The organism is Acidovorax sp. 107, assembly GCF_003058055.1.
In the GTDB taxonomy this organism is placed as follows: Bacteria; Pseudomonadota; Gammaproteobacteria; order Burkholderiales; family Burkholderiaceae_C; genus Acidovorax.
Window position 1 is genome coordinate 3,038,313 of sequence record NZ_QBTZ01000001.1, and the last position, 24,880, is coordinate 3,063,192.

Here is a 24,880-nt window from a genome sequence, read left to right on the forward strand (position 1 = left end):
TATTCACCTGGTTACGACCCCATGTCCGCACTCACCCATTTTGATGCCCAGGGCCAAGCCCACATGGTTGACGTGGCCGCCAAAGCGGCTACACATCGCATTGCAATCGCCAGCGGCCGCATCGAAATGCTGCCCGCCACGCTGGCACTCATCGAAGCTGGCAACGCCAAAAAGGGTGACGTGCTCGGCATTGCCCGGATCGCCGGCATCATGGCCGCCAAGAAAACCAGCGACCTGATCCCGCTGTGCCACCCACTGGCATTGACCCGAGTTGCTATTGAATTCGAAGCATCCAGTGTTCAAAAATTAGGCACTACAGGCATATTTTGTACCGCAACTGTGGAAACCGTCGGTCCCACTGGTGTGGAGATGGAAGCGCTTACCGCCGTGCAGGTCGCGCTGCTTACCATTTACGACATGTGCAAAGCTGTGGATCGGGGCATGTCCATCCATGATGTGCACGTTGTGGAAAAACAGGGCGGAAAGTCGGGGCGCTACCGGGCAAGGTAGCTTTGTGAGCCTTTTTTTAGAGTCGAGCGAAACGGCCAGAAAATTTGCGCTTTCCGCTTTGAAGGCAGATCGTTTGATCCGCTCCCAGACATAACGGATCACTCAGGCCAGGCCACTTCCGCCATGGGGGGGAAAACAGCTGACTGTTCGTCCCACTGTCTGCGGATGTCTCGCACCTCCCGTTCTCCCAAGCGGTTCATTCGCGTCAGCACAACAATCCAATACTCAGCTTGTCGGGGCTGTCCTGCAAATGCATACATAGCCGCCAGCTTGTAGTTGGCCATTATGCTGGGCAGTAACTTCATGGTCTTGAGGGCTCGCTCCAGATCCTTTTCCGCGTATGTTTTTGAAGGATCAATTCTCGCCAGCCAAATCATGTCCTGCAATTGGGTCAGTGCCACCACGTCAGGGGCAACCCGTTCCCCCGCTTTGTCGAGCTTCTGATGCTCAAAGCGCAGCGTGAAAAAGTCGCGTTCGATACGGGCATAGTCGTATACAGTGATCGACAGTCCAACACCCCCCAGTACCAACGCGACAACAGTCGGCCAGAGGCGGGTACTCAACACGGGCTTGAATTTCAACGCTACGTTCAACGCTCCCAGCATGAGGCCGAACGGCAGCAGGAAGTACGCGTAGTGCAGCGGAAATTCAAGCATGGCATGCACGCCCAAAGCCACCACAAATAACAACATCCACAGCTGCTCCACCTTGGCAACACGCCTCAGCGCACTGACCATCCACACACCCAGCAACAAACACACCGCCAGACCTAAGGGAAGGCCGAGCTCGACCACTAGGTCCATGAACAGGTTATGAGCATGCCGGAGCGTTCCACCGGTCACCATGGCGTACGGATCAGAGGGGAACTGAGCGAAACTCGTTTGCATCCATCCGTATCCAGACCAGGGGTGCTGCAACAATGCATCCGACAATTTGGCCCAAAACTCAAGGCGCAGCTTGAAAGATGAAGTCCCCCGCAACGGCTGTAGCTCTGTGGCTCGCCCCAGCCACACATTGACGAAAGGGAGGGTCACCACAAAAAGGGCAAACACTACCGTCCAGCCAAGTGCGCCCGCCATCAACCGGCGTGATATCGCCAAGCGTTTTCGCAACATGATCAGCGCAGCCAGCGAAACAATCACAACCGCCCAGCTCGTGCGTGACTCGGTCAGCGCGAGGCCAATGGCTAACAGTACCGCCCAGCCCCATGCAGCCAAACCTGGCAGACGCCGTTGCTCGTGTAGCCAAGCGCAGGCCAGAACGCCCAGGCACAAAAGGCTTGCCAGTTGATTCGGTTGGCCAAGATTGCCATGGAAGCGCGCCGGGGGCGCGGGGATGAAAAGCCAGAATGCTGATCCCGGATCGATGCTCCACCATTGCTGGAACTGGATCAACAATGATCCCGACGCGCCGATCAGTACCGCTATGAACAAAAAGTCCGCGCATTGACCGGGTTTCCAACGTTCCCAGGCAGCCCCCACCAACAGTGCCAACATGAGCCCAGCCAAGAACAAGCTGCTGATAAAGGCGACGCCTAACGTCTCGATAAGGCCTGAGGCATATTGCAGCCAAACGACCCCAACACAAGCCAGACCCAGCAAGGGCAGTGCGTGCCACTCCTGCAACGCCATTTTTCGGCTGCGCCAGAGCACCACAACGGCCAGCACCCACAACACACAGGCTGCCCACGCATCGGAATAAAAATCAACCCAAGGCACGTGGTGATTAGGTAACAGCCAGCACAGCGCATAGGCCAAACTGGCAAGAACGGCCCAGCCTGTTGCTTTGGATGTTGAGTCAGTGGTCATGCGAAGTGACGGCAGTCTAGAAAAACAAAAAAGGGAGCCAAAGCCCCCTTCCTATAAATCGCGAACGCAGTTCGCGAAAAACTTAGCGGCAAGAACCTGGTGCGTACTTGGTGGTGTTACCGGTTGCCTTGCACACCCATTCGTACACTTGGGTACCTTGGCCACCAGTAGTAGCCGTGCCCAATGCGTAAACACCGCTAGCGCTATCTTTGTAGGGTGTCAGGGTGATGGAGCCCGGAGTGGCAGTGAGGTCAACGCCCAGATTGGTCTGGTGTGGCACCACTACGATCTGGCCAGTGACTTCGTTGGCGGCGATGGAAGCCACCATCTTGGTGGGGTTGGTCGCATCGCAACCGAAGGCATTGGTACCCGACAAAGTGGCGGTCGGATTCATGCTCTGGATGGTTTCGCTGATGGTGGTGCGGCACTGCGAAGCGGCCAGCACCACTTCAGACATACGCGCCTTGATGGTGTAGTCCTTGTACGCAGGCAGCGCCACGGCAGCCAAGATACCGATGATCGCAACCACGATCATCAATTCGATCAGGGTGAAACCCTTTTGGATAGAACGCTTCATGAAGAACTCCTAGAAAAAGTTGCAAATGCGCTGTGGTTATGCAATTGCTGTGCCTGCCCGTTGAAACAGACGACGATTGCATCAAGCCCACAAGAAGCCCCGCAGGTAGTAAAGACAAAACCGCCTGCCAGCACACTGCAAGCTTTCAGAAGTTCGGCGTTTTTTAGCAAAGCTCTCAAAGAGAGCGCCGCATCCAGCATGAGCCGACGAATCCACCCGACACGGCCCCCGATCTACATTCATGTTTGCTCGGCAGACGACCTCAATTCATTCTCGAAATTACATTTTTGTCGCCCAGTATTGTCACGCCCATGGGCACTTTCGCTAGACCTCCATCGTCTGCCCGGCACTCAGCCACCGAATGTCATGCGGACTGTGGTGGGTACGGGCCGTGCTGTCGAACTGTCGAATCTCATCCATGATGAGCGAAGTCTCCGATGGCTTGGTGTGCGTGATGTAGATGGGGTAGCGATCCGCGGCGGGGATATGCGCCAATTCCTGCGCGAGGGTCTCGGGCGAGAGGTGCAGGCTGCGGCGAGCGAGGTCGCGCTCGCGGTTGCTGAAGGCTGTTTCGATCACCAGGCAAGCCACCGGCATTGCGTTGACACGGTTCCAGAATGAAGGGTTGCGCTCGGTATCGCCGCTGAACACCCACCAACCAGTGTCGCCTTGGACCGCAAACCCTACGGCGGCGACAGTGTGGTGAGCGGGTAGCACCTCAATCTGCGTGCCTGCGATGCTCAACACCTCACCGGACACAAAGGTCCGGTACTGCAGGAAGGGGGATGCCGCAGAAGGTATGGTGCTGAAATCTGGCCAGATGACGTTGTTGAAGACATGGGCCTGAAGCGCCCCGATGGTGTCGGCAAGGGCGTGCACTTGCACGGGACGACGGCGCTGGGACGACACCGCGTCCAGCATCAGGGGCAGGGCGGCGATGTGGTCCAGATGGGAATGGGTCAGCAGTACGTGGTCGATCTTGCCCATTTCATCCAGCGTGAGGTCACCTACCCCGGTGCCAGCATCGAGCAAGACGCTGTCGCCGATCAAGAACGATGTCGTGCGACAGTCTTTGGCGATGGCGCCGGAGCATCCCAGCACGCGAACCTTCATGTGAAGCCTTCTACTTGGTGTCGAAATTGGTGGCACTGTCCCAGTTGGGGTCAAAAGCCTGCCCACGCAGCGCCTCAACCCGGGCGGCATACAACCCGTACAGCATGCATTGAGGCCTGCGCTCTTGCAATTGCGCCATTAGTCTGTCGCATTGTGCCCATTCCTGCGCTGCATAGGCACGCAGAAAACCCTCCCACACCACCAATTCTTCGGCAAGGTCGCTCGACAGCTCTCCCTGGAGTGCAAGCGGCTGGTAAATCGGTACGGCCTGCGCCTTGCCCTTGACGCGCACGCGGTCCATAGCCTGCCATACGAACTGAGGAGCGAGCTGCATGGCGGACTCGCTCACCACGATCGAGGTACCGTAGTGCTTGGAAAGCCCTTCCAGGCGGGAGCCGAGGTTGACCGCATCGCCAATGACCGTGTAGCTACGCCGAATGTCCGAGCCCATGTCGCCCACGCACATGACGCCAGTATTGAGTCCAATGCCTACGCCAATCTCAGGCAGCCCGCGCTGGCGGTGGTCGGCATTGATTTGCCCAATCGCCTGCGACATTTCCAGGGCGGCAGTTACCGCCAGTTGCGCGTGGTCAGGGGTGGCCACGGGCGCACCCCAAAAGGCCATGACGCAGTCGCCCATGTATTTGTCAATCGTGCCTCGGTGGCTGCGGATGATGTGGGTGAGTTTGCTGAATACCTCATTCAACAACCCCTGCAACTGCAATGGCTCCATGCGTTCAGACATGGCAGTGAAGCCCCGCATGTCGCAGAACATCACCGTCAGCTCCCGGTTGGTGGCCTGCATGCTGTAGTGCTCGGGCTGCTTGACCATCTCCGCCACCAGCTCAGGGGGCACGTAGGCACTGAACAGTGCGGCCAACTCACGCTTGGAGCGGCTCTCCACAAAATAGCCGTATGCCATGTTGAGTGCAAAGGCCAGCATCGACATCACCACCGCTGTCGCCAACGGTAGCGCCAGCCCCTGAGCGATGTACATCCACAGATTGAGCCCCACCAGCGCGCACACCACCCCCCCGCTGAGCAAGACCGCAGACGATGCGGACAAGAGGGGTAGTGCCACCGCCAGCAGCACACCCGCGCATAACAGCTGCAGCACATCAAACCCTGCGGCGTAGTCGGGGCGGACTATGCTCTTTCCATCCAGGAATGCCGATAGCACGTTGGCGTGGGTTTCCACTCCGGGGTACGTTCTGCCCACCGGGGTCACGCGCAAATCCAGCAAGCCAGGGGCCGTAGAGCCGACCAGCACCAATTGGTCCTTGAGCTGGCCAGACGGCAGCAGGCCATCCAGAACGTCAGACGCCGAGATGTACCGGAAGGAACCTCCTTTGGCGTCGCCCGGGCCCCGGTAGGGAATGAGTGTGGCCAGCTGCTGGTCTACGGGTAGCACCAGCGCACGGCCGTCCTGCCGTAGCACGACGCTCTGGAGCAGGTCGTGCGTTCCAGAGGGCGTGGGGCTGACAAAGCCTGGATGGATCTCCGGCAGGCCAATGGCGGTACGGAACATGGCCAGCGCCAGCGATTCGTAATACTGCCCCTGGTACTCGCCCAACAAAGGCAAGGATCGAACGACCCCATCTTCGTCCGTGATCGAATTGAAGAACCCCGCCGCGGGGGCCGCGCGGGTAAGTGCCTCGATGTTGCTGCTATACCCACGCCAGGTGGTGGCCCCCAGAGGCAAGCCCCGCAAGCGCTCCAGCGGAAGCGCGGGGTCTGGCAACATGCCCTTGGTGATGCCGTCGCGGTCTTCGCCAGACAGGTAGTAACCCAACACCACCGGCTGCCCTTGCAGAGCCTGCGCAAAAAGCGCGTCATAGTCCAGCGATGGTGCCAGGCGCTCCAGTTGCTCCTTGAAGGCTGGCTGGCTGCGCAAAGGACCCCGCGCCAGTTGCTGCAGCGTAGAAAGCCCCGAGCTTTCATCGGCCTCGGCAAACAGCACGTCAAACCCCACCACCGACACCTGCTGGCGCTCAAACAGTTCGCGCATCAGCGTGGCCATCTTGTCCCTGCGCCAGGGCCATTGGCCTACACGCCCCAGGCTCTTTTCATCGATATCGACAATGACAATCCGCTCGTCCAGCGTGCGCGGCATGGTCACCCGCAAGCGGGTGTCGTAGATGATGTGGTCCAGCCGTTCCAGCACCTGCAGGTGAAGTAAGTCTGCCACGTGCAGCAGCGCAAACACCAGCGGTATCAGTGTGACCGCAATGCGCTGCCAGCGCCGGCGAAACAGATGCAACAGGGACTGCAGCATGTGTCCGCGCGCGAGAAAATGGGTTCAGGTCAGGCCAACAATGGCTCGCAGATACGGCGTAGGCCCTTTGCCAGATGTCAGCTTTGCTCGAACTGCATCTCGGTGCCCGCCAGCTCCAGGCGATCACCGTGCTTGAGGGGAACCGGCGACGCACCAATGGCTGCGCCATTCAGCAAAGGCATGTCAGGCCCCTCGACATGGGCCAACACAAAACCCTGATGCCGCTTGGTGATGGAGGCCACCGCCACACCGGGCTTTCCGATGGTGGTCACTACCTTCTGGAGCGATACCTCGCGACCTGCAGCAGCGCCGGACATGACCCGGATCACCGCTGAAACCGGGGCCGGCGCAGGCGCCGCCTGGGCGGGCCTGGCAGCTGCCACGGCAGGCGGCACCATGCCAGGCTTGAAGATCATGGTCTTCTCGAAGTTCTGGCCTTCGGCATCTTGCAGGAAGCGGATCTTGTACTTGCCCACCTCCACCGTATCGCCATTTCGCAGCTCCTGGCGCTTGACGGCCTTGGCATTCACATAGGTGCCGTTGGTGCTGCCAAGGTCCTCAATCTCCACATCCTGACCCTCCATATGGAGCACGGCATGCTCTCCACTCACCGCAAGGTTGTCGATCACGATGTCGTTGTAAGGACGCCGACCCAGCGTGGTCCGCTCCTTGGTCAGCTGCACTTCCTTGATGACGACGCCGTCGATTGAAACGATCATTCTCGGCATGATCTACTCCTGATGTGATGAATTGTTGTGTTTCGGGCCGTTCAAGAGGCCCCTAGCAATCGAGACATGAGGCCACGTTTTTTGCTTCCTGCGGCAGCCTGCACCAGCAGCACGCTCACGTTATCACGCCCCCCGTTGGCGTTGGCTGTGTCAACGAGCAATGTCGCTTTTTCCTCCAATGGCAGGGGCGCACGCACCAACTCTGCCAGGTCCGGATCGGACACCATGTCGGTGAGCCCATCGGAACACAGAAGAAACAGATCATGGGGCGCCACCTGGAACTCGTTGACTTCCATCAACACATTGGGCTCCACGCCCAGAGCCCGGGTGACCAGGTTCCGGTTGGAGGACAACGCCGCCTGCTGCGCTGTCAGCAGCCCCGCATCCACCTGCTCTTGCAGCCAGGAATGGTCGCGCGTGATTTGCTGCAGAACTCCACCTCGCAGCCGATAGCAGCGCGAATCGCCGATGTGACCCAAGATCAGGCGACTGCTGTGGAACACCGCCACCACCAGCGTGGTGCCCATGCCCGCGTACTGCGGATTGGAGAGGGACGCACCCAGGATAGCGTGATTCGCGTTCTCCACGCAAATTTCCAGCGCTCGGCGCACATCGGTGGACTGGGGACTCGTGCCCGCCTGGGCCAGCCAGCGCGCCATTTCAGTACGGATGAAGGTGGTGGCCATGCCGCTGGCCACCTCACCCGCGTTGTAGCCGCCCATGCCATCGGCCAATATCGCAACCTGCGCATCGCGGTCAACAGCTACCGCGTCTTCATTGTTGGAACGCACGCGGCCCTTGTCGGTCCGCGCAGTGAATTCATAGGTCATGGATGTGGAGGTGTGCGTCATGGGGCGCCCGAAATCGGCGAGGCTGCCGCACCCCGCACGGCGGGGGGCTCCATCACGGTTTCCTGAAAATCCGCCATTTCTTGCCCTGATGCATCGCGGTCCGCATCATAGACGACTGGTTCAGGGGTAAAACTGGCATCGCCCGCCATTGCCTGCCGTAGATCCATCGCGAACTGCCGCCCAGTCTGATAGCGGGCCTCCGGGCGCTTCTGTAACGCCATCGCCACGACCTTGGCCACAGCGGGCGGGAGTTCAGGGCGTAGCTGGCGCACATCGGGCGCCTCCACGTTGGCGATCTTGTGCATCAGCTCGGTCATGGACGCACCACGGAGCGGCAGCGACCCCGTGAGTAACTGGAACAGGGTGATGCCCAACGAATAGAGGTCCGAGCGCCCATCGACCTTCTTCCCCGCCAACTGCTCGGGCGACATGAAGCTGGGTGTACCCAGAACCAGCCCCGTGCGGGTCTTGCTCGAATCCGTGATGCGCGCGATGCCAAAGTCGGTCACCTTGACTGCGTCCGTCGCGCTGTCAAACATGATGTTGGCAGGCTTGATGTCGCGGTGCACCACATTGTGGGCATGGGCGTAGTCCAGCGCATCCGCGACCCGGGCCGCAATGGACAGCACTGTGGGCACAGGCAGCAACCGGTCTTGGCCGCAGGCATGGGTCAGGTCTTCGCCCTTGAGGAACTCCATGGCGATGTAGGCGAGGTCGTGCTCCTCGCCGGCATCAAAAATGGTAACGATATTCGGATGCTGCAATCGACCCGCGGTCTCGGCTTCGCGGAAGAAACGGGCGCGCGCATCAATCAAGGCATCGCCTTCAAACTCCTGCCCCAGGGCCAGCGTCTTGATCGCCACGACGCGGCCGATCTTGGGATCTCGCCCCAAATAGACAACCCCCATGGCACCTTTGCCAATCTCGCGGTCGATCTGGTAGCGGCCCAACATTGGCACGCCCCCCGTGGCGTCGCCTGGCAGCCGGGGTAAAGCAGGGTCTGCCTGCGGCACGGAATCCTTCACGCCCAGCGGGGCTTGCGCACCGGTCTGTGCCTGAGCGCGCGCACGCTTGTAGCGGCTGCGCACGTCCTTGTACTGGCGGTCATGGCGAAGGATGTGTTCGTACACCGCCTGGGCCTTGGCGAAGTGGCGCTTGCGCTCGAAATCCTCTGCCAGGTGGTACAGGTTGTCCAGAAGCGCGTTGCTGGGGGGCACCTTGCGCAGGCGCTCAAAGGCCATGTCCAGCTGACCCTGGCCCTGCAGCGCCAGGCCCATCATGCGGTCGGCCTCAGCGGCTTCGGCAGAACGCCCAGAGACTTCGCCCTGCCGTCCGCGGTACAGAATCGCCGCCATGGCCGCTCCTGCCAGCAGCGCCAGCACCGGAAGCAACAACGGGACCCACAGGCCTCCATACCGCAGCAGGGTCCATTCAGAGATGACCAGGGTGAGCGCGAGCGCAGCGCCCGCACCTACCCCCACTGGACGCGCGATGCGCGGCGCCATCGCCCCCACATACAAAACCACCAGCGCCAACACCAGCCAACCCACGGGGGCGGCCCAACCTGGCTCCAACACACCCAACCCGAGGCGGATCGACGACAGGGTTTGTGCCAACACTTCCACCGGATAGACGGCCGGCTCCCCCGATTGCGCTGCCGGACCAGGCAGCGTATCCGCCATTTCACCCACCAGCACGATCTTGCCCCGAAGGCCGCTGGCCGGGGTGGCTCCGCCAAGCACACTGGAGGCAGACCACACAGGGAAAGAGCCCGCACCGTCGGCGGCCATCTGCCAGCGGGGGCGCATTACGGTAGCTGCATTCGTGGGAATGTTCAGCGCCCCCAACCGCAGCCCGCCAGGCGCGTCGGTCACGCGGAGATCACCCAAACCCAGATGCAGGCTGTGTTGCGCCGCCAGCAACGCCAGGGACGGCACCCCGACACTGTCGTAGCGAAGAAGCAGTGGAACCTGGCGCATGCGGCCATCCTGGTCGGGCTCTGCATAAACGTGCCCCACCCCCGCAGCCACAGCGCCCAGCGAAGCGATAGGGTGCCGAGCCAATTGCACGGGGGTCGCGGCAACACCTGGATCAGGCACCGTGCTGCGGCGCACGTAAGAGGGCAACGGCGCCGAAGCCCCGGTGCTTTCATAGCGCGAAGCAAGGAACACATTGCCCGCCCGCTGGATGGCTGCAGCCAGGCGCGCATCGCCGTCGAGCGCAGCTTCTGCCTCTCCCACCACACGGCCCAGCTCGGCCGTCAATGCGGTTCCCTCGCCCGCCGCAGCGAGGGTTTCGCGGATTTTTCGCAGGTAGCCCAACCCTCTGTCGCTCTGGGGTTGTGTGAATGCGGGGGTATAGACGATGGCCTGGGCGCCAGCCGCTGACAGTCGATCAATGAGCTGCGCGTGAACGTCACGCGGCCAGGGCCAAGGACCGACCGCGGCAAGGCTGGCGTCGTCGATGCCCACAATCACCACGTCGGCCAGCGGGGCGGGGGAGGAAATGCGGACAGCCGCGTCGTAAAGCCTGTGCTCGAGCGCCAGCGATGCGCCCGTGACCGTACACAGGCCTGCGACGACCAGTGCCACCAATCCGCCCCAAAAGCCGTCGGTACGCCATCCATCCATCCGCCGCGCCGAGGTTTTTCGTCCCACTTGCTGTTGTTCCACTCAGTATTGAATGGTTCAAAGCAATATCTGCGCCCATGCTGGCCAAGCACTTCGGGGCCGCAGAATGGCGGTGATTGGCAGCGAATGGGCGATTGCGGTGGAGCGGCGTGTCGTTCTTGTCATGCGATGCGAGACAGGGCGCCACCGCAATGTCATTTTTGTCACCCGTGGACCCGCAAGAAGGATCCGACCTTCGTACGAGCCTCCCGCCGCGACCATCAATTGGTCGACGCGCTGCGCGATCCCTTGCGCCAGAACTTGCCCACACCCACCACCAGCGCAGCGCCGAGCGCAGCAGCCACATAGTGCAGCGCGGGATGCGCCACGGCGTAGTCGTGCAAGATGGCATCGCTGGCGATGGTTTCGCCACCCACCCAGCCAATCAGTGCGGCACCCAACACCACGATGACAGGGAACCGCTCCATGAGCTTGATCATGAGCGTGCTGCCAAAGATCACCAAGGGAATACTGATAGCCAGGCCCAGCACCAACAAGATCACATTGCCTTGCGCAGCAGCGGCCACCGCGATCACGTTGTCCAAGCTCATCACCAGATCGGCAATCAGGATGGTGCGCACGGCGGCCATCAGGCTGCCATAGGTCTTGGATTCGCCCTCATCTTCCTCGTCGTCGCTGAGCAGCTGAAAGCCGATCCACAGGAGCAGGCATCCCCCCACGATCTGCAGGAACGACAGCTCCAGCAGCTTGGCCGCCACAACGGTCAGCAAGATCCGCAAGACCACGGCAGCGCCCGAGCCCCAGAAGACGGCTTTCTTTTGCTGATGGGGAGGAAGGGACCGGGCGGCCAGCGCGATCACCACCGCGTTGTCACCCGACAGGATGATGTTGATCCAGACGATCTTCACCAAGCCGATCCAAAAATCGGCGCTTTGCAGAAACTCCATGACTGACTCCACTGTTATGAATGCAAGAAGCGCCCGGAACCGGGGTTCCGAGCGCTTCTCTTTTGTAGGAGCCGCCAGTCTAGCGGTCTGCGCCGTGCGCCGCGTCCGTAATTGTGCTTACGAACGGGACGGCGCCAGCCCACTTACTTCAGCTGGGCCTTGAGCAGCTTGCCCAGTTCCGAAGGGTTGCGGGTGATGATGAAGCCCGACTCTTCCATGATGGCCAACTTGGCATCGGCCGTATCGGCGCCGCCAGAGATCAGCGCGCCAGCATGGCCCATGCGCTTGCCGGGAGGGGCCGTCACGCCAGCGATGAAGCCCACGATAGGCTTCTTCATGTTGGCCTTGCACCATTGGGCTGCTTCGGCTTCGTCAGGACCACCGATTTCACCGATCATGATCACGGCGTCGGTATCTGGATCGTCGTTGAAAGCCTTCATCACGTCGATGTGCTTCAAGCCATTGATGGGGTCGCCACCAATGCCCACGGCGCTCGACTGGCCCAGACCCACTTCGGTCAGCATGGCCACAGCTTCGTACGTCAGCGTGCCCGAGCGGGACACCACGCCGATGCGGCCCTTGCGGTGGATGTGACCGGGCATGATGCCGATCTTGATTTCGTCAGGCGTGATCAGGCCGGGGCAGTTGGGGCCCAGCAGCAGGGTCTTCTTGCCGCCAGCCGCTTCCTTAGCCTTCATCTTGTTGCGCACCATCAGCATGTCCTTGACGGGAATGCCTTCGGTAATGCAGATGGCCATGTCCAGGTCGGCTTCGACAGCTTCCCAGATCGCATCCGCAGCGCCTGCGGGCGGCACGTAGATCACCGACACGGTGGCGCCGGTCTGCTGTGCTGCTTCCTTGACGGAGGCGTAAATCGGGATGTTGAAGATCGACTCGCCGGCCTTCTTGGGGTTCACGCCTGCGACAAAGCAGTTCTTGCCGTTCGCGTATTCCTGGCACTTTTCAGTGTGGAACTGGCCCGTCTTGCCCGTGATGCCCTGGGTGATGACCTTGGTGTCTTTGTTGATGTAGATCGACATGTGTGTTCTCCGGGCTTACTTGACGGCAGCAACGATCTTGGTCGCAGCTTCGGCCATGGTGTCTGCAGCGATGATGGGCAGGCCGGACTCGGCCAGCATCTTCTTGCCCAGCTCTTCGTTCGTGCCCTTCATGCGCACGACCAGCGGCACGTTCAGGTTCACAGCCTTGCAAGCGGTGATCACGCCGGTGGCGATGGTGTCGCACTTCATGATGCCGCCGAAGATGTTGACCAGAATGCCTTCGACCTTGGGGTTCTTCAGCATGATCTTGAAGGCTTCGGTGACCTTCTCGGGGGTGGCACCGCCGCCCACGTCCAGGAAATTGGCCGGCTCGCCGCCGAACAGCTTGATCGTGTCCATGGTGGCCATGGCTAGGCCAGCGCCGTTCACCAGGCAGCCGATGTTGCCATCGAGGCTGATGTAGGCCAGGTCGAACTTGGAGGCTTCGACTTCGGCAGGGTCTTCTTCGTCCAGATCGCGGAAGGCCACGATTTCGGGGTGGCGGAACAGCGCGTTGGCGTCAAAGTTGAACTTCGCGTCCAGAGCCATCAGGTTGCCCTTGGAGTCGCAGTTCAGCGGGTTGATTTCCACCAGCGACGCGTCGGTTTCCATGTAGCACTTGTAGATCTTGGCGAAGATGTCTACGGCTTGGTCGATGGAAGCGCCAGTCAGGCCGATGGCAGCGGCCACCTTGCGGGACTGTGCTTCGGTGATGCCAGCGATGGGGTCGATCATCTCGGTGATGATCTTCTCGGGCGTGGAGTGGGCCACTTCCTCGATGTCCATGCCGCCTTCGCTCGAAGCGATCAGGGCCACCTTCTGGGTAGCGCGGTCGGTCACCAGCGACACATACAGTTCGTTCTTGATGTCGGCGCCGTCTTCGATGTACAGGCGGCGGACCTTCTGGCCTTCTGGGCCGGTCTGGTGCGTGACCAGCTGCATGCCCAGGATGTCGCTGGCGCGTGCCTTCACGTCGTCAATGGTCTTGGCAACCTTCACGCCGCCACCCTTGCCACGGCCACCGGCGTGGATCTGGGCCTTGACCACCCACACGGGGCCGCCGAGTTTTTGAGCAGCTTCCACGGCTTCTTGCACCGTGAATGCAGGGATGCCGCGCGGAACGGGCACACCAAAATTGCGCAAGATTTCCTTGCCTTGGTATTCGTGAATCTTCATGAGGTCTCTCTCAGGGAAGGGTGGTAGTTACCCGTTTACCATGAACAGATGTCTGGCCGCGGGCTTGGGACATGGCAACCCGCGACTGTATCATGCTGCAACGCACCATCCTTGTGCCTGACTGACACCCCGGGCTGGCCTCACGGCCTTCCCACCCCCATTTTCACCCGGCAGACGCTGCCGCCTTTTTGCAGGAGCACCTCCATGTCCAAAGTCTTTATTGATGGCGAAGCCGGTACCACGGGCCTGCAGATCCGCGAGCGCCTGCAGGCCATGCCGCAGATCGAGCTGGTCAGCATTGCGCCCGGGTTGCGCAAAGACCCAGCCGCCAAGCGCGACCTGATCGCAGGCGTGGACCTTGTCATCCTCTGCCTGCACGACGATGCCGCACGCGACACCGTGGCGATGGTGGACGAGATCGAGCGCACCTCGGGCCGCAAGGTCAAGGTAATCGATGCCAGCACGGCTCACCGCACGGCCGATGGCTGGGTGTACGGGTTTCCAGAACTCGCGGCAGCGCAGACACAGGCGGTGCGCGACGCCAGCCGTGTGTCCAACCCCGGCTGCTATGCCACCGGTGCCATTGCCATGCTGCGCCCGCTGGTCGATGCGGGCATGGTCCCTGCGGACTACCCTTTGAGCCTGCCCTCGGTGTCGGGCTACTCCGGCGGCGGACGCACCATGATCGAAGCCTACGAGGCAGGCACCGCCGCGCCGTATGAGGCCTACGCACTGGGCCTGTCGCACAAGCACATTCCCGAGATCCTGCGCTACACCGGGCTCACACGCCGCCCGGTGTTCATCCCTGCCGTGGGCAACTTCCGCCAGGGCATGCTGGTGCAATTGCCGCTGCACCTGGACCTGCTGCCCGGCGCCCCCAAGGCCAGCGACCTGCACGACGTGCTGGCCAGCCACTACAGCCGCACCAACACGCCCGAGCAGTGGGTGAGTGTGCTGCCGCCCACCGATGATTTGAAGCTGGCGGCCGACACGCTGACCGACACCAACAAGCTGGAGCTGCGCGTGTTTGCCAACGAGCAGTACCGGCAAGCCGTGGTCATTGCGCGCCTGGACAACCTGGGCAAAGGCGCCAGCGGCGCCGCCGTGCAGAACCTGCAATTGATGCTGGGTGTGTAAGCACACCCGAGCCCTTGAGAAGATGAGGAAAAGGCCCCGCAGGTCAGCAGTGCGCTCACCCCTCGTCGGAATCACCGGCGCCCTGTACGGCGCGCCGCGCCACGTCGCCTGAGAACCCCCGCACCAGCAGAAACCGCATCTGCTTGGCGCGGGTTTGGGGGTCGCTTGCGGGCTCGCCAAACTTGCGGCGCCACACCTCGCGGGCACGCTCCAGTTCGCTGCCCTGCAGTTGGGCCACGGCCTGCTGCACGGCCTCGGCGCCCAACCCCTTGGATTGCAACTCCTGCCGGATGCGCGATGCACCCAGGCGGCCGGCGCGCCGGTTCAGCACCGACTCCACGACCCGCGCCTCGCTGATGAAGTCCCGGGCCTGCAGGTCGTCCAGCACGGCGTCCAGGTCTTCGCCCTCTTGCACATGGGGGCTGAGCTTGCGCCGCAGCTCAGCCCGCGAATGTTCGCGCTGGCTCAGCAGCCGCAGTGCACGGCCTTTGAGCGAGAGCGCAGTGAATCCCATGGCTGACCAAACGCTATATTTTCAATAGCTACAGGCGCATATGGAATGTGCGCCTGCAGGCTATTTGGCTTCAAAAACCGGAAATCACTCGTCGGTAGCCGCTGCTGGAGCCTGCAGTGCGCCAGGCAACAGCGCAATGCCCAGCCCTTCGCGCACCTTGTTCTCGATCTCGCGGGCCAGGTCGGGGTTTTCACGCAAAAACTCGCGGGCGTTGTCACGGCCCTGGCCAATCTTCTCGCCGTTGTAGGCGTACCAGGCACCGCTCTTTTCCACGATCTTGGCCGTCACGCCCATGTCGATGATCTCGCCTTCGCGGCTGATGCCTTCGCCGAACAGGATGTCGAACTCGGCCGTCTTGAAAGGCGGGCTCACCTTGTTTTTGACCACCTTGACCTTGGTTTCGTTGCCGATGGCTTCGTCGCCCTTCTTGATGGTGCCGGTGCGGCGGATATCCAGGCGCACGGAAGCGTAGAACTTGAGCGCATTGCCGCCAGTCGTCGTTTCGGGCGAGCCGAACATCACGCCGATCTTCATGCGGATCTGGTTGATGAAGATGACCATGCAGTTGGTCTTCTTGATCGTGGCGGTCAGCTTGCGCAGCGCCTGGCTCATCAGGCGGGCCTGCAGGCCGGGCAGGGCATCGCCCATCTCGCCTTCGATTTCGGCCTTGGGTGTGAGGGCTGCCACCGAGTCCACGATGATCAGGTCCACGGCGCCTGAGCGCACCAGGCTGTCCACGATTTCGAGCGCTTGCTCACCCGTGTCGGGCTGGCTGATGAGCAGGTCGGACAGCTGCACGCCCAGCTTCTGGGCATATTGCACGTCGAGGGCGTGCTCGGCATCGACAAACGCGCAGGTGCCGCCCTGCTTTTGCATCTCGGCCACCACCTGCAGCGTGAGCGTGGTCTTGCCCGACGACTCCGGTCCGTAGATCTCGACCACGCGGCCGCGCGGCAGGCCGCCCACGCCCAGGGCAATGTCCAGGCCCAGGGAGCCAGTGGAGACCACCTGGATGTCCTCGATCACCTCGCCTTCACCCAGGCGCATGATCGTGCCCTTGCCAAACTGCTTCTCGATCTGGGCGAGCGCGGCGGCCAGGGCTTTGGCCTTTTCGGTGTTCACGGGCAATGCGGGGTTGGTGCCTTTGACTGCGACGTCCATGAGAAACTCCTTGAAAAACAACAGGTTGGATGCTTGCATCGCTCTGCGGTTAATCACAGGCTGGATGCTTGAACAGTAGTTTATGCGAGCAATGAAATCCAAATAAAGCGATTTTTAGTCAGTTTGTCTGACAATATCGCATGGCCGATTTTTCTCCTGCCGCCACATCCGTCCCGGGAGCGGATGACCGCTGGCGCCAAACCCACCTGGGCCGCCTGATGGGCAGCGCCCTGCGCCGCTTCGACGCGCGGGTGCTGCAGCTCATGGCGCGCAATGTGGAGGTGCCGCTGGCGCTGTCCAACTTGGCAGCGCGCGACCAGGTGACGGCCGCCCATGTGCACATCACGCGGCACCTGGCCTTGCAGGGCGACCGGCTGACCGACCTGGCCCAGCGCGCGGGCATGACCAAGCAGGCCATGGCCAACCTGGTGGACCAGTGCGAGGCCTGGGGCCTGGTCACACGTCAGCCAGACCCGCTGGATGCGCGGGCGCGGCGCGTGTGCTTCACGCCCACTGGCCTGGCGTGGCTGCAAGCGTTCCAGGATGCAGTGGCGCAGGCCGAGGCGGAGTTCCGCGCCGAGGTGGGCCATGACGTGGCCACCGTGGTGGCGATCGGGCTGGAAGCCTATGCGGGCGGAGATACGGGTGTCTGAGCCCCCATCGGCTCGGCGCACGCCAGCAACCATTCCTTGAAGCACTGCAGCGCGTGCAGCTGCGTGCGGCCTTCGGGGTAACAGAACCAGTAGCCCACATCGCTCCGGTAGCCGCCGCGCAGGTCGGCATCGGGCAGGGGCTCGCGCACCAGACCCGCCGTGATTTCGTCCTGCACCAAGCAGCGCGGCACCAGCGCCAGGCCCATGCCCGCCATCACGGCGCGGATCATGGTCTGGAACTGGTCGAACTGCGGTCCTGCCAGCGGATCGATGAGCCCTTCCACCCCGTGCGTCTCACTCCAGCGCAGCCAGCCTTCCGGCACGGTCACATGGCGCAGCAGGATGTAGCGGGCCACATCGCGTGGGGTGTGGATGGGCCAGTCGGCCACCTTGGTGCGGGGGGCGATCAGCGCCACCTCGTTGCCCGTGATGTGGTGGGCGTGCGCGCCGGGCCAGTGGCCGTCGCCGAACAGGATGGCGCAGTCCAGCTCGGGCCGGGTGAAGTCATAGCTGTGCACATAGGGCACAAAGTGCAGCGTGATTTGCGGGTGCTGCTGCTGGAACTGGGGCAGGCGCGGGATGAGCCACTTGGCCGCAAACGTGGGCAGGCTGGACAGGTGCAGCGCACCGCCGCCGTCATCGCTGGTGATCAGCTCCAGCGTGGCCGCCTCCAGCTGCGCCAGCACGCCACGCACCGCCTTTTCGTAGCGCTCGCCGGCCGGGGTCAGCGCCAGGCGCTTGCGGCTGCGCTCGAACAGCGGCACGCCCACCCAGGTCTCCAGCTCCTTGATCTGCTTGCTGACCGCACTTTGGGTGAGGTGCAAGGCCTCTGCCGCGCGGGACACCCCGCCGAACCGCGTCACCGTGGAAAACGCCCGCAGCAGGTGAAGGGGTGGAGAAAGGCGGCGAAGGGATGACATAGTAAGTAATCAAATCATTCCAAATAGGAATGTTATCAGGCATATCCATTGCTTGGTAGAGCGCATTGAATCCTTTAATCTCAATGCAACTCACAGGAGAAATGCCCATGCAACGCCGTCATCTGCTCTCAGCGCTGGCCGCCGTATCTTTCGCTCCCGGAATGTCTTTGGCGCAAGAGGGCAAGCCCCTGCGCATCATCGTTCCGTTCCCACCCGGGGGCGCCACGGACATCACGGCCCGCAGCCTGCAAGAGTCGCTGGCGCGCATCCTCAAGCAGCCCGTGGTGCTGGAAAACCGGGGCGGCGCAGGCGGCTCCATCGGCATGGCCGAAGTCGCCCGCGCGCCGGCAGACGGCCTCACCCTGGGCGTGGCCACGCTGTCCACCCATGGCGTGAACCCCGCCGTGTACACCAAGCTGCCCTACCACCCGACCAAGGACTTCATTGGCGTGACCGAGATCGTCAAGGCCCCGGGCGTCATCGTGATCAACCCGGCCGTGGTGCCCGTCAAGGACTTTGCGGAGCTGGTGAAATACCTCAAGGCCAACCCCGGCAAGGTGTCCTACGCCACCCCCGGCAACGGCACCATCGGCCACATGTGGGGCGAGTTGTTCAAGAGCAGCACGGGCACCTCCATGGTGCACATCCCCTACCGTGGTGCAGGCCCGGCCATCAACGACGTGCTCGCGGGCCAGGTGGCGGTGTACTTCGACCAGGTGGCTTCGTCGCTCCCGCACGTCAAATCGGGCAAGCTCAAGGCGCTGGCGGTGTCGTGGCCCGAACGCCTGGACGTGCTGCCCGATGTGCCCACCTACGCAGAGCTGGGCTACAAGCAAGCCAACGAGCCTTCATGGTTTGGCCTGGTGGCCCCGGCGGGCACGCCTGCTGCGGCCGCAGACCGCATCCAGCAGGCCGTCGCCCAGGCCCTGAAGGAGCCCGCTGTGCGCGAGCGACTGGCAGGCCAGGGCCTCTACCCCTCGGGCACCACACCCAAGGATTTCACGGCCCAGATCGCCAGCGAGATCGACAAGATGAAGCGCGTGGCGGCCTACGCCAAGGTGGTGCTCGACTGACCTGATTCCCCCCGGGCCCTGGGCCCGGGGACGGCCACAGCTGGGATGGTGAGACGACGCAGGCCAGCCTGCTTCCCGGGCCTGCTCAAGGTCTCAGGGATAACCATAGTCACATCCCGGTCTGGGCGGCTAGGCCAGCCGCCCTCCTTTGCGCACACTCTGCCTATGCATGCAGCCTTGAAACTGATCCACCACCGCTTCCAGCAAGCCCAGCCCGGCGTCACCGGCTCCCCGGGGCTTGCCACTCAACCCTCCACCGCCACTGTCACTGCGGTGCCCGGCAGCACCCCGCTGGTGCTCGACTCTCCCCACAGCGGCACCCGGTACCCCGACGACTTTGGCTCCGCCCTCGACCTGGCTACGCTGCGCCGGGCCGAAGACACGCACGTCGAGAAGATCTACGCCTTTGCCCCCGCGCTCGGCGTGGCCTGGGTCGAGGCCCACTTCCCCCGCATCTACCTGGACGCCAACCGCGATACCACCGAGCTGGACACCAGCTTGCTCAACGGGGACTGGCCCGATCCCATCTCCACTGACTCCAAGGTGCTCAGCAAGGTGCGCCTGGGCAAGGGGCTGATCTGGAAGTTCACCGACCAGGGCGAGCCCATCTACCAGCGCCCGCTCACGGTGGCCGAGGTGCGCGCGCGCATCGACCGCTGCTGGCGCCCCTACCACGCCGCCGTGGCCCAGGCCATTGACGCCGCCCATGCGCGCCATGGCTACAGCATCCACCTCAACTGCCACTCCATGCCCGCCGTGGCCGGGCGCTTTGCCACCGAGTTTCCGGGGCTGGAGCATGCCGACTTTGTGATCGGCGACCGCGACGGCACCACGGCCAGCCCGGCGCTGTCGGCGTTGATCTGCGAGCACCTGCGCGCGTGCGGCTACAGCGTCGAATACAACCACCCCTACAAGGGCGTGGAGCTGGTGCGCCGGTACGGCAACCCCGCGCAGCACCGCCACAGCATCCAGGTCGAGATCAACCGCAAGCTCTACATGGACGAGACCACACTCGCCCAGCACCCCGAGGGCATGGCCCGCCTACAGGCCGACCTGCAAGCCCTGGTGCACAAGCTGCTGGCGCACGACCCGCGCTGACAGCCCCGGACCTGGGCGCTGCGCGCGCAACGGGCGCCGTTTTCTCGGCGCAGCGACGCGCGGCGCCGCCTAAAATCGGCGCACAGGCGCGGCGCCAGACCGCTGCCACCCACCAGGAGACACCCGCATGCGCATCCTCATTGCCGAAGACGACCAGGTGCTGGCCGATGGCCTGCTGCGCACGCTGCGGGCCTCGGGCGCCGTGGTGGACCATGTCGCCAGCGGCAGCGAGGCCGACGCGGCGCTGATGACCAACAACGAGTTCGATCTGCTCATCCTGGACCTGGGCCTGCCCAAGATGCATGGGCTGGAAGTGCTCAAAAAACTGCGCGGCCGGGGCTCCGCCCTGCCAGTGCTCATCCTCACCGCCGCCGACAGCGTGGAAGAGCGCGTGAAGGGCCTGGACTTTGGCGCCGACGACTACATGGCCAAGCCCTTCAGCCTGCAGGAGCTGGAAGCCCGCGTGCGCGCCCTCACGCGCCGGGGCATGGGCGGCACCAGCAGCGCCATCAAGCACGGCCCGCTGGTGTACGACCAGGCCGGCCGCGTGGCCACCATCGACGGCAAGATGATCGAGCTGTCGGCCCGCGAGCTGGGCCTGCTGGAGGTGCTGCTGCAACGCGCCGGCCGCCTGGTGAGCAAGGAGCAGCTGGTGGAGCGCCTGTGCGAATGGGGCGAAGAGGTGAGCAACAACGCCATCGAGGTCTACATCCACCGCCTGCGCAAAAAAATCGAGGGCGGGCCCATCCGCATCGCCACCGTGCGCGGCCTGGGCTACTGCCTTGAGAAGATCCCCAGTTAACTATCAAAACGATAGCTGCTCGTGTATATGAATCCAGCGCTATCGGGTGTTTTGGCTTCTAAACTGCCACGGCGGGTGCTGTGAAGATCTTCCAGCGCGAGCAGCGCTCCCTGTTCGGCGAAATCCTCGACTGGATGCTCACGCCGCTGCTGCTGCTGTGGCCGGTGAGCCTGGCACTGACCTGGCTGGTGGCGCAGGGCCTGGCCAACAAGCCGTTTGACCGCGCGCTGGAATACAACGCCCACGCCCTCGCCCAGCTCGTGAGCGTGGTGGGCGACAAGGCCCAGTTCAACCTGCCCCAGCCCGCCAGCGAGATCCTGCGCGCCGACGACTCCGACATCGTGTACTACCAGGTCATCGGCCCGGGCGGCGAGTTCCTCTCGGGCGAGCGCGAACTGCCCGAGCCCCCCAGCGACGAGGTGCCCATGTCCGGCGAGGTGCGGCTGCGCGATGCGGAGATGCGCGGCATTGACATCCGTGTGGCCTACATCTGGGTGCGCCTGCCGCTGAAAGACACGCCGGTGGCGCTGGTCCAGGTGGCCGAAACGCGCGAAAAGCGCAGCGTGCTGGCGACCGAAATCATCAAGGGCGTGATGCTGCCGCAGTTCGTCATCCTGCCGCTGGCGGTGCTGCTGGTCTGGCTGGCGCTCGCGCGGGGCATCCAGCCGCTCAACCAGCTGGAGCAGCGCATCCGCGCGCGCAACCCCGACGACCTCTCGCCCCTGGACGACCGCACCGTGCCACTCGAAGTCGCGCCGCTGGTGTCGTCCGTGAACGACTTGCTCACGCGCCTGAACGATTCACTGGCCACCCAAAAGCGCTTTCTGGCCGATGCCGCCCACCAGCTCAAGACCCCGCTGGCGGGCCTGCGCATGCAGGCCGACCTGGCCCAGCGCGAAGGCACCAGCACCGAAGAGCTCAAGCGCTCGCTGCAGCAGATCGGCCGCTCCAGCATCCGCGCCACGCACACCGTCAACCAGCTGCTGGCGCTGGCCCGGGCAGAGGGCAGCGGCGTGGGCATTGCCCGCCAGCCCTGCGACCTGGCACGCCTGGTGATCGAGGTGGTGCGCGACTCGGTGCCCCGCGCGCTCGACAAGCACATCGACCTGGGCTACGACGGCGCCGAGCCGGGATCTCCGGGCGTGCTGATCGACGGCAACCCCACGCTGCTCAAGGAGCTGGTGCGCAACCTGGTGGACAACGCCATCAACTACACCCCCTCCACGCCCGACAAGCCCGGCGTGGTCACCGCCCGCGTGCTGGCCGACACCTTCGGCCATGTGCTGCTGCTGCAGGTCGAAGACTCCGGCCCCGGCGTGCCCGAGGCCGAGCGCGAGCTGGTGTTCCAGCCGTTCTACCGCGCCCTGGGCAGCGAGGCCGATGGCTCCGGCCTGGGCCTGCCCATCGTGCTGGAGATTGCCAGCAAGCACGATGCCGAAGTCATGCTCGAGGACGCGCGCCCCGGCCAGAACCCGCCGGGCGCGCGCTTCAGCGTGCGTTTTGCAGCGCGGGACGTGGTGGCTGGCAGCTGACAGGGCAGACCGCAAGGCCGGCGCACCACAGACCTGCATACCCACAGCCAGGCGCTTCAGGCGCAGGTACGCAGCGTCTTGCCCGCCATGGCCGTGCGCAGCACATCCAGTTGCGCGCGCAGCGCGTCGTTCACGGCGGGCAGGCGCAGCGTAAAGCCGGAGGATTCGGCGCGCTCCTGGATCACGCGGGCCGTGCGCACGCCCTTGTTGCCCAGGTTGGTCAGCTCGCGCTCGGCCGCCTCCTTCGAGGCAAAGCGGCCGAGCGACAGGCCCAGCTCCAGCGTGCCGCCGGCACGGTCGTGGTCCACCTTGCGGGCGCGCAGCTCGGCGCGCTTGCGGTCCAGCGTTTCGGCATCGTCAAACCGCCCCATGTAGACCATCCAGCGGCCCGGCACGGGCGTGGGCTCCAGCACCCAGCTGCCCTGGGGCAAGCCGGCGGCGGCCGTACGCAGCGCCTCGGCCTGGCGGTCGTCAAACACCCCGGCCTGCAGACACTCGGCAGCGTCTGCCGGGGCAGAGGGGGAGGGAGAAGAGGGGGGGGAGTCGTTGGCGGCGGTGGCCAGGGATGGGGGGGTGGGGGTCGTGGAGGGCCCCGCGGAGGAGGTCTTGCTGGGGTTGACCTTCAGGATCTGCAGCGTCTCGGGCTTGATCTGCTGGTTCATGCGCTGGGGCTCGGACTGCTCTTGCGGCGCGTAGCCCAACGGCCTCAGCAGCCCTTGCGACCACGCGTAGTACCCCGCGTTGGCCAGCAGCAGCGCGATCACGGCAAGACGGAGCATGGGGTGCAGCCTTTCAAGGACACTTGTCGCATCGGGAAGGGAAGCTGTCTCACACCGGTGGCACTGCCGCCGGCCGGACGCTGATCTCGGAACTGGTGATGGCCTGCATACCGCCCGCCGTGTGCACCAGCAGCGCCCCATCGTCGCCCACGCCATGCGCGGTGCCCGTGTGGCCGTCGCTCAGCGTCACGGCGCGGCCCTGCAGTACGTCGCGGGCTGCAAAGCGGGGCTGCATGGGCGCAAACCCATAGCCCGCAAACGACTGCAGCATGGCCACCAGCGGCGGCACGATGCGCAGCAGCGCGGTGGGCGCGTCCAGGCCCGGCTCCACATCCTGCAGGCTGCCGGGCGGCATGCTCATGCCCTCGGGGCTGCGGGGCAGCACGTTGATACCGATGCCCACCACCACATAGCGCGCAGTGCTGGCCTGGGCGTGTGCAGTTGCCGCCTGGGGCGCGACAAAACTGGCGGTCTCCACCAGGATGCCGCCCAACTTGCGGTCGCCCGCAGCGCCGCCCAGCCAGAGGTCATTGGGCCACTTGAGCCCCACACGCGCAGGCTGGTTGGCACCCAGCGGCGGCAGCGTGGGCTGCAGGCTTTCGGCCACGCTCACCCCCACCGCCAGCGACAGGCCGGACCAATCCTGGGGCGCCAGCGGCAGACCCAGCGACATCATCAGAGAAGACCCCACATCGCTTTGCCATACCCGCCCCAGCCGCCCGCGTCCGGCGGTCTGCTGCTCGGCCACCAGCAGGGTGGGCTCGCACTGCCCGTTGCGCGCACGGCGCATCAGCTCGGTATTGGTGGAGTCGATGGTGGGCAGCACCTCGACGGTGAAGCCCGGCAGCAGCGGTGACACCGCCTCCCAGATGGCCTCGGCGGGCCAGCGGATCGGGGATGTGGCGCTCACTGGCTGCGGCCTCGCGGCTTGGCCTTCTGGGGAGCCTTGGCGGCCTTCTTGGCCTTGGTGGAAGACGGCTTGGACGGGGGCAGCGGCACCGGCGGTGCCCAGCCACGCTTGGGCGCCAGCAGCGTGCCCCGGCAGTTGGGGCTGCCGCACCAGCAGGGGTATTCGGCCTTGAGCTTCGGGGTGTAGCGCTCTTCGATGATCAGGCCGTAGTCGTAGTTCAGCTCTTCGCCGGCCTTGATGTTGCGCAGCGCCGTGATGAAGATGCGCTTGCCTTGCTCGTCGGCGTAGCAGTTGGGGTTGCAACTGTGGTTGATCCAGCGCGAGGAGTTGCCGCCGAACTTTGCGTCGATCACGTGGTCTTCATCCACATGGAAGTAGAACGTGTGGTTGGGCTGCAGGGGGTCGTGCGGGTGCCGGTCCTGCGCCTCCTGCCAGCCGATCACTTCGCCCGTGTATTCGACAAGGACTTCGCCCTCTGCAATATCCTGCACGGCAAAAACGCCCTTGCCGTGCACACCCGAGCGCCGGGTCTGGATGCGGCGGCCCTGGGCGGCGGTCGGGGTTGCAGGCGGTGCTGTGCGGGGCATGGCAAAAACTCTGTTAACTTGAATATGCACACATGCGCGTGCGCGTGTACGCGTGAGGC

23 protein-coding genes are annotated in these 24,880 nt (G+C 63.6%); 7 read left to right on the plus strand and 16 right to left on the minus strand.

Translation table 11 applies throughout. The annotated features are described in order from the left end of the window. Nucleotides 1-21: 21 nt before the first annotated feature. Nucleotides 22-510, plus strand: coding sequence for a cyclic pyranopterin monophosphate synthase MoaC (gene moaC / locus C8C99_RS14225; protein WP_056644165.1), 489 nt, complete (start codon nucleotides 22-24; stop codon nucleotides 508-510). A 98-nt stretch (nucleotides 511-608) separates the two neighbouring features. On the opposite strand, the gene C8C99_RS14230 is transcribed toward moaC, so the two are convergent. The 10 genes from C8C99_RS14230 to sucC form a co-directional block, all read right to left on the minus strand. After that, nucleotides 609-2,318 (minus strand): PglL family O-oligosaccharyltransferase, encoded by a 1,710-nt coding sequence (locus C8C99_RS14230; protein ID WP_108626075.1) that lies wholly within the window; start codon nucleotides 2,316-2,318, stop codon nucleotides 609-611. Nucleotides 2,319-2,400: 82 nt separating this feature from the next. Continuing rightward, entirely contained in the window at nucleotides 2,401-2,895 is a 495-nt protein-coding gene (locus tag C8C99_RS14235) for a pilin (RefSeq protein ID WP_108626076.1), read from the minus strand. A gap of 324 nt (nucleotides 2,896-3,219) precedes the next feature. Further along, the gene (locus C8C99_RS14240) at nucleotides 3,220-4,008 is read right to left on the minus strand and encodes an MBL fold metallo-hydrolase (protein ID WP_108626077.1); all 789 of its coding nucleotides are present in this window, start codon (nucleotides 4,006-4,008) and stop codon (nucleotides 3,220-3,222) included. A gap of 10 nt (nucleotides 4,009-4,018) precedes the next feature. Further along, the gene (locus C8C99_RS14245) at nucleotides 4,019-6,283 is read right to left on the minus strand and encodes a CHASE2 domain-containing protein (RefSeq protein WP_108626078.1); all 2,265 of its coding nucleotides are present in this window, start codon (nucleotides 6,281-6,283) and stop codon (nucleotides 4,019-4,021) included. A 77-nt stretch (nucleotides 6,284-6,360) separates the two neighbouring features. Further along, nucleotides 6,361-7,011 (minus strand): FHA domain-containing protein, encoded by a 651-nt coding sequence (locus C8C99_RS14250; RefSeq protein WP_108626079.1) that lies wholly within the window; start codon nucleotides 7,009-7,011, stop codon nucleotides 6,361-6,363. Between the two features lie 41 nt (nucleotides 7,012-7,052). After that, nucleotides 7,053-7,841 (minus strand): Stp1/IreP family PP2C-type Ser/Thr phosphatase, encoded by a 789-nt coding sequence (locus C8C99_RS14255; RefSeq protein ID WP_108626080.1) that lies wholly within the window; start codon nucleotides 7,839-7,841, stop codon nucleotides 7,053-7,055. Nucleotides 7,842-7,858: 17 nt separating this feature from the next. Beyond that, nucleotides 7,859-10,492, minus strand: coding sequence for a CHASE2 domain-containing serine/threonine-protein kinase (locus tag C8C99_RS14260; protein WP_233247227.1), 2,634 nt, complete (start codon nucleotides 10,490-10,492; stop codon nucleotides 7,859-7,861). A gap of 260 nt (nucleotides 10,493-10,752) precedes the next feature. Next, the gene (locus tag C8C99_RS14265) at nucleotides 10,753-11,439 is read right to left on the minus strand and encodes a TerC family protein (RefSeq protein WP_056643982.1); all 687 of its coding nucleotides are present in this window, start codon (nucleotides 11,437-11,439) and stop codon (nucleotides 10,753-10,755) included. A 143-nt stretch (nucleotides 11,440-11,582) separates the two neighbouring features. After that, nucleotides 11,583-12,479 (minus strand): succinate--CoA ligase subunit alpha, encoded by an 897-nt coding sequence (gene sucD, locus C8C99_RS14270; RefSeq protein ID WP_056056609.1) that lies wholly within the window; start codon nucleotides 12,477-12,479, stop codon nucleotides 11,583-11,585. 15 nt (nucleotides 12,480-12,494) lie between these two features. After that, complete coding sequence (gene sucC / locus C8C99_RS14275; protein ID WP_056643985.1) at nucleotides 12,495-13,655, minus strand: ADP-forming succinate--CoA ligase subunit beta; 1,161 nt, start codon at nucleotides 13,653-13,655, stop codon at nucleotides 12,495-12,497. A gap of 204 nt (nucleotides 13,656-13,859) precedes the next feature. Between sucC and argC the strand changes: the two genes are divergently transcribed. Continuing rightward, entirely contained in the window at nucleotides 13,860-14,792 is a 933-nt protein-coding gene (gene argC / locus C8C99_RS14280) for an N-acetyl-gamma-glutamyl-phosphate reductase (protein WP_108626081.1), read from the plus strand. 55 nt (nucleotides 14,793-14,847) lie between these two features. Here argC and recX read toward each other — a convergent pair whose 3' ends face one another. Together recX and recA are read right to left on the minus strand one after the other, a co-directional pair. Beyond that, a complete protein-coding gene (gene recX / locus C8C99_RS14285) occupies nucleotides 14,848-15,306 on the minus strand; it encodes a recombination regulator RecX (protein ID WP_056643989.1) in 459 nt (152 codons plus the stop codon). 84 nt (nucleotides 15,307-15,390) lie between these two features. Further along, nucleotides 15,391-16,467, minus strand: coding sequence for a recombinase RecA (gene recA / locus C8C99_RS14290; protein ID WP_056644169.1), 1,077 nt, complete (start codon nucleotides 16,465-16,467; stop codon nucleotides 15,391-15,393). A gap of 140 nt (nucleotides 16,468-16,607) precedes the next feature. On the opposite strand from recA, the gene C8C99_RS14295 reads away from it, so the two are divergent. Beyond that, complete coding sequence (locus C8C99_RS14295) at nucleotides 16,608-17,120, plus strand: MarR family winged helix-turn-helix transcriptional regulator (RefSeq protein WP_108626082.1); 513 nt, start codon at nucleotides 16,608-16,610, stop codon at nucleotides 17,118-17,120. Here C8C99_RS14295 and C8C99_RS14300 read toward each other — a convergent pair. Next, nucleotides 17,093-18,040: a LysR substrate-binding domain-containing protein gene (locus tag C8C99_RS14300; RefSeq protein WP_108626083.1), complete on the minus strand. Its 948-nt coding sequence runs from the start codon at nucleotides 18,038-18,040 to the stop codon at nucleotides 17,093-17,095. The two genes, C8C99_RS14295 and C8C99_RS14300, sit on opposite strands and share 28 nt — an antisense overlap. 107 nt (nucleotides 18,041-18,147) lie before the next feature. On the opposite strand from C8C99_RS14300, the gene C8C99_RS14305 reads away from it, so the two are divergent. The 4 genes from C8C99_RS14305 (at nucleotide 18,148) to C8C99_RS14320 (ending at nucleotide 22,545) form a co-directional block, all read left to right on the plus strand. Next, the gene (locus tag C8C99_RS14305) at nucleotides 18,148-19,113 is read left to right on the plus strand and encodes a tripartite tricarboxylate transporter substrate binding protein BugE (protein ID WP_108627172.1); all 966 of its coding nucleotides are present in this window, start codon (nucleotides 18,148-18,150) and stop codon (nucleotides 19,111-19,113) included. Between the two features lie 165 nt (nucleotides 19,114-19,278). Further along, nucleotides 19,279-20,211: an N-formylglutamate amidohydrolase gene (locus C8C99_RS14310; protein ID WP_108626084.1), complete on the plus strand. Its 933-nt coding sequence runs from the start codon at nucleotides 19,279-19,281 to the stop codon at nucleotides 20,209-20,211. A gap of 127 nt (nucleotides 20,212-20,338) precedes the next feature. Then, nucleotides 20,339-21,013, plus strand: coding sequence for a response regulator transcription factor (locus C8C99_RS14315; RefSeq protein ID WP_015016303.1), 675 nt, complete (start codon nucleotides 20,339-20,341; stop codon nucleotides 21,011-21,013). An 80-nt stretch (nucleotides 21,014-21,093) separates the two neighbouring features. Then, nucleotides 21,094-22,545 carry a sensor histidine kinase gene (locus C8C99_RS14320; protein WP_056643997.1) on the plus strand — a complete coding sequence of 484 codons (1,452 nt, stop codon included), beginning with the start codon at nucleotides 21,094-21,096 and terminating at the stop codon, nucleotides 22,543-22,545. A gap of 56 nt (nucleotides 22,546-22,601) precedes the next feature. Here C8C99_RS14320 and C8C99_RS14325 read toward each other — a convergent pair whose 3' ends face one another. Genes C8C99_RS14325 through C8C99_RS14335 form a run of 3 tightly spaced genes read right to left on the minus strand, consistent with a single transcriptional unit; the run spans nucleotide 22,602 to nucleotide 24,821 of the window. Continuing rightward, nucleotides 22,602-23,324: an SPOR domain-containing protein gene (locus C8C99_RS14325; protein WP_108626085.1), complete on the minus strand. Its 723-nt coding sequence runs from the start codon at nucleotides 23,322-23,324 to the stop codon at nucleotides 22,602-22,604. A 49-nt stretch (nucleotides 23,325-23,373) separates the two neighbouring features. Beyond that, nucleotides 23,374-24,234: a biotin--[acetyl-CoA-carboxylase] ligase gene (locus tag C8C99_RS14330; RefSeq protein ID WP_108626086.1), complete on the minus strand. Its 861-nt coding sequence runs from the start codon at nucleotides 24,232-24,234 to the stop codon at nucleotides 23,374-23,376. Beyond that, entirely contained in the window at nucleotides 24,231-24,821 is a 591-nt protein-coding gene (locus tag C8C99_RS14335; RefSeq protein ID WP_056644003.1) for an SET domain-containing protein, read from the minus strand. Before C8C99_RS14335 ends, C8C99_RS14330 begins: the two co-directional genes overlap by 4 nt. Nucleotides 24,822-24,880: the final 59 nt, after the last annotated feature.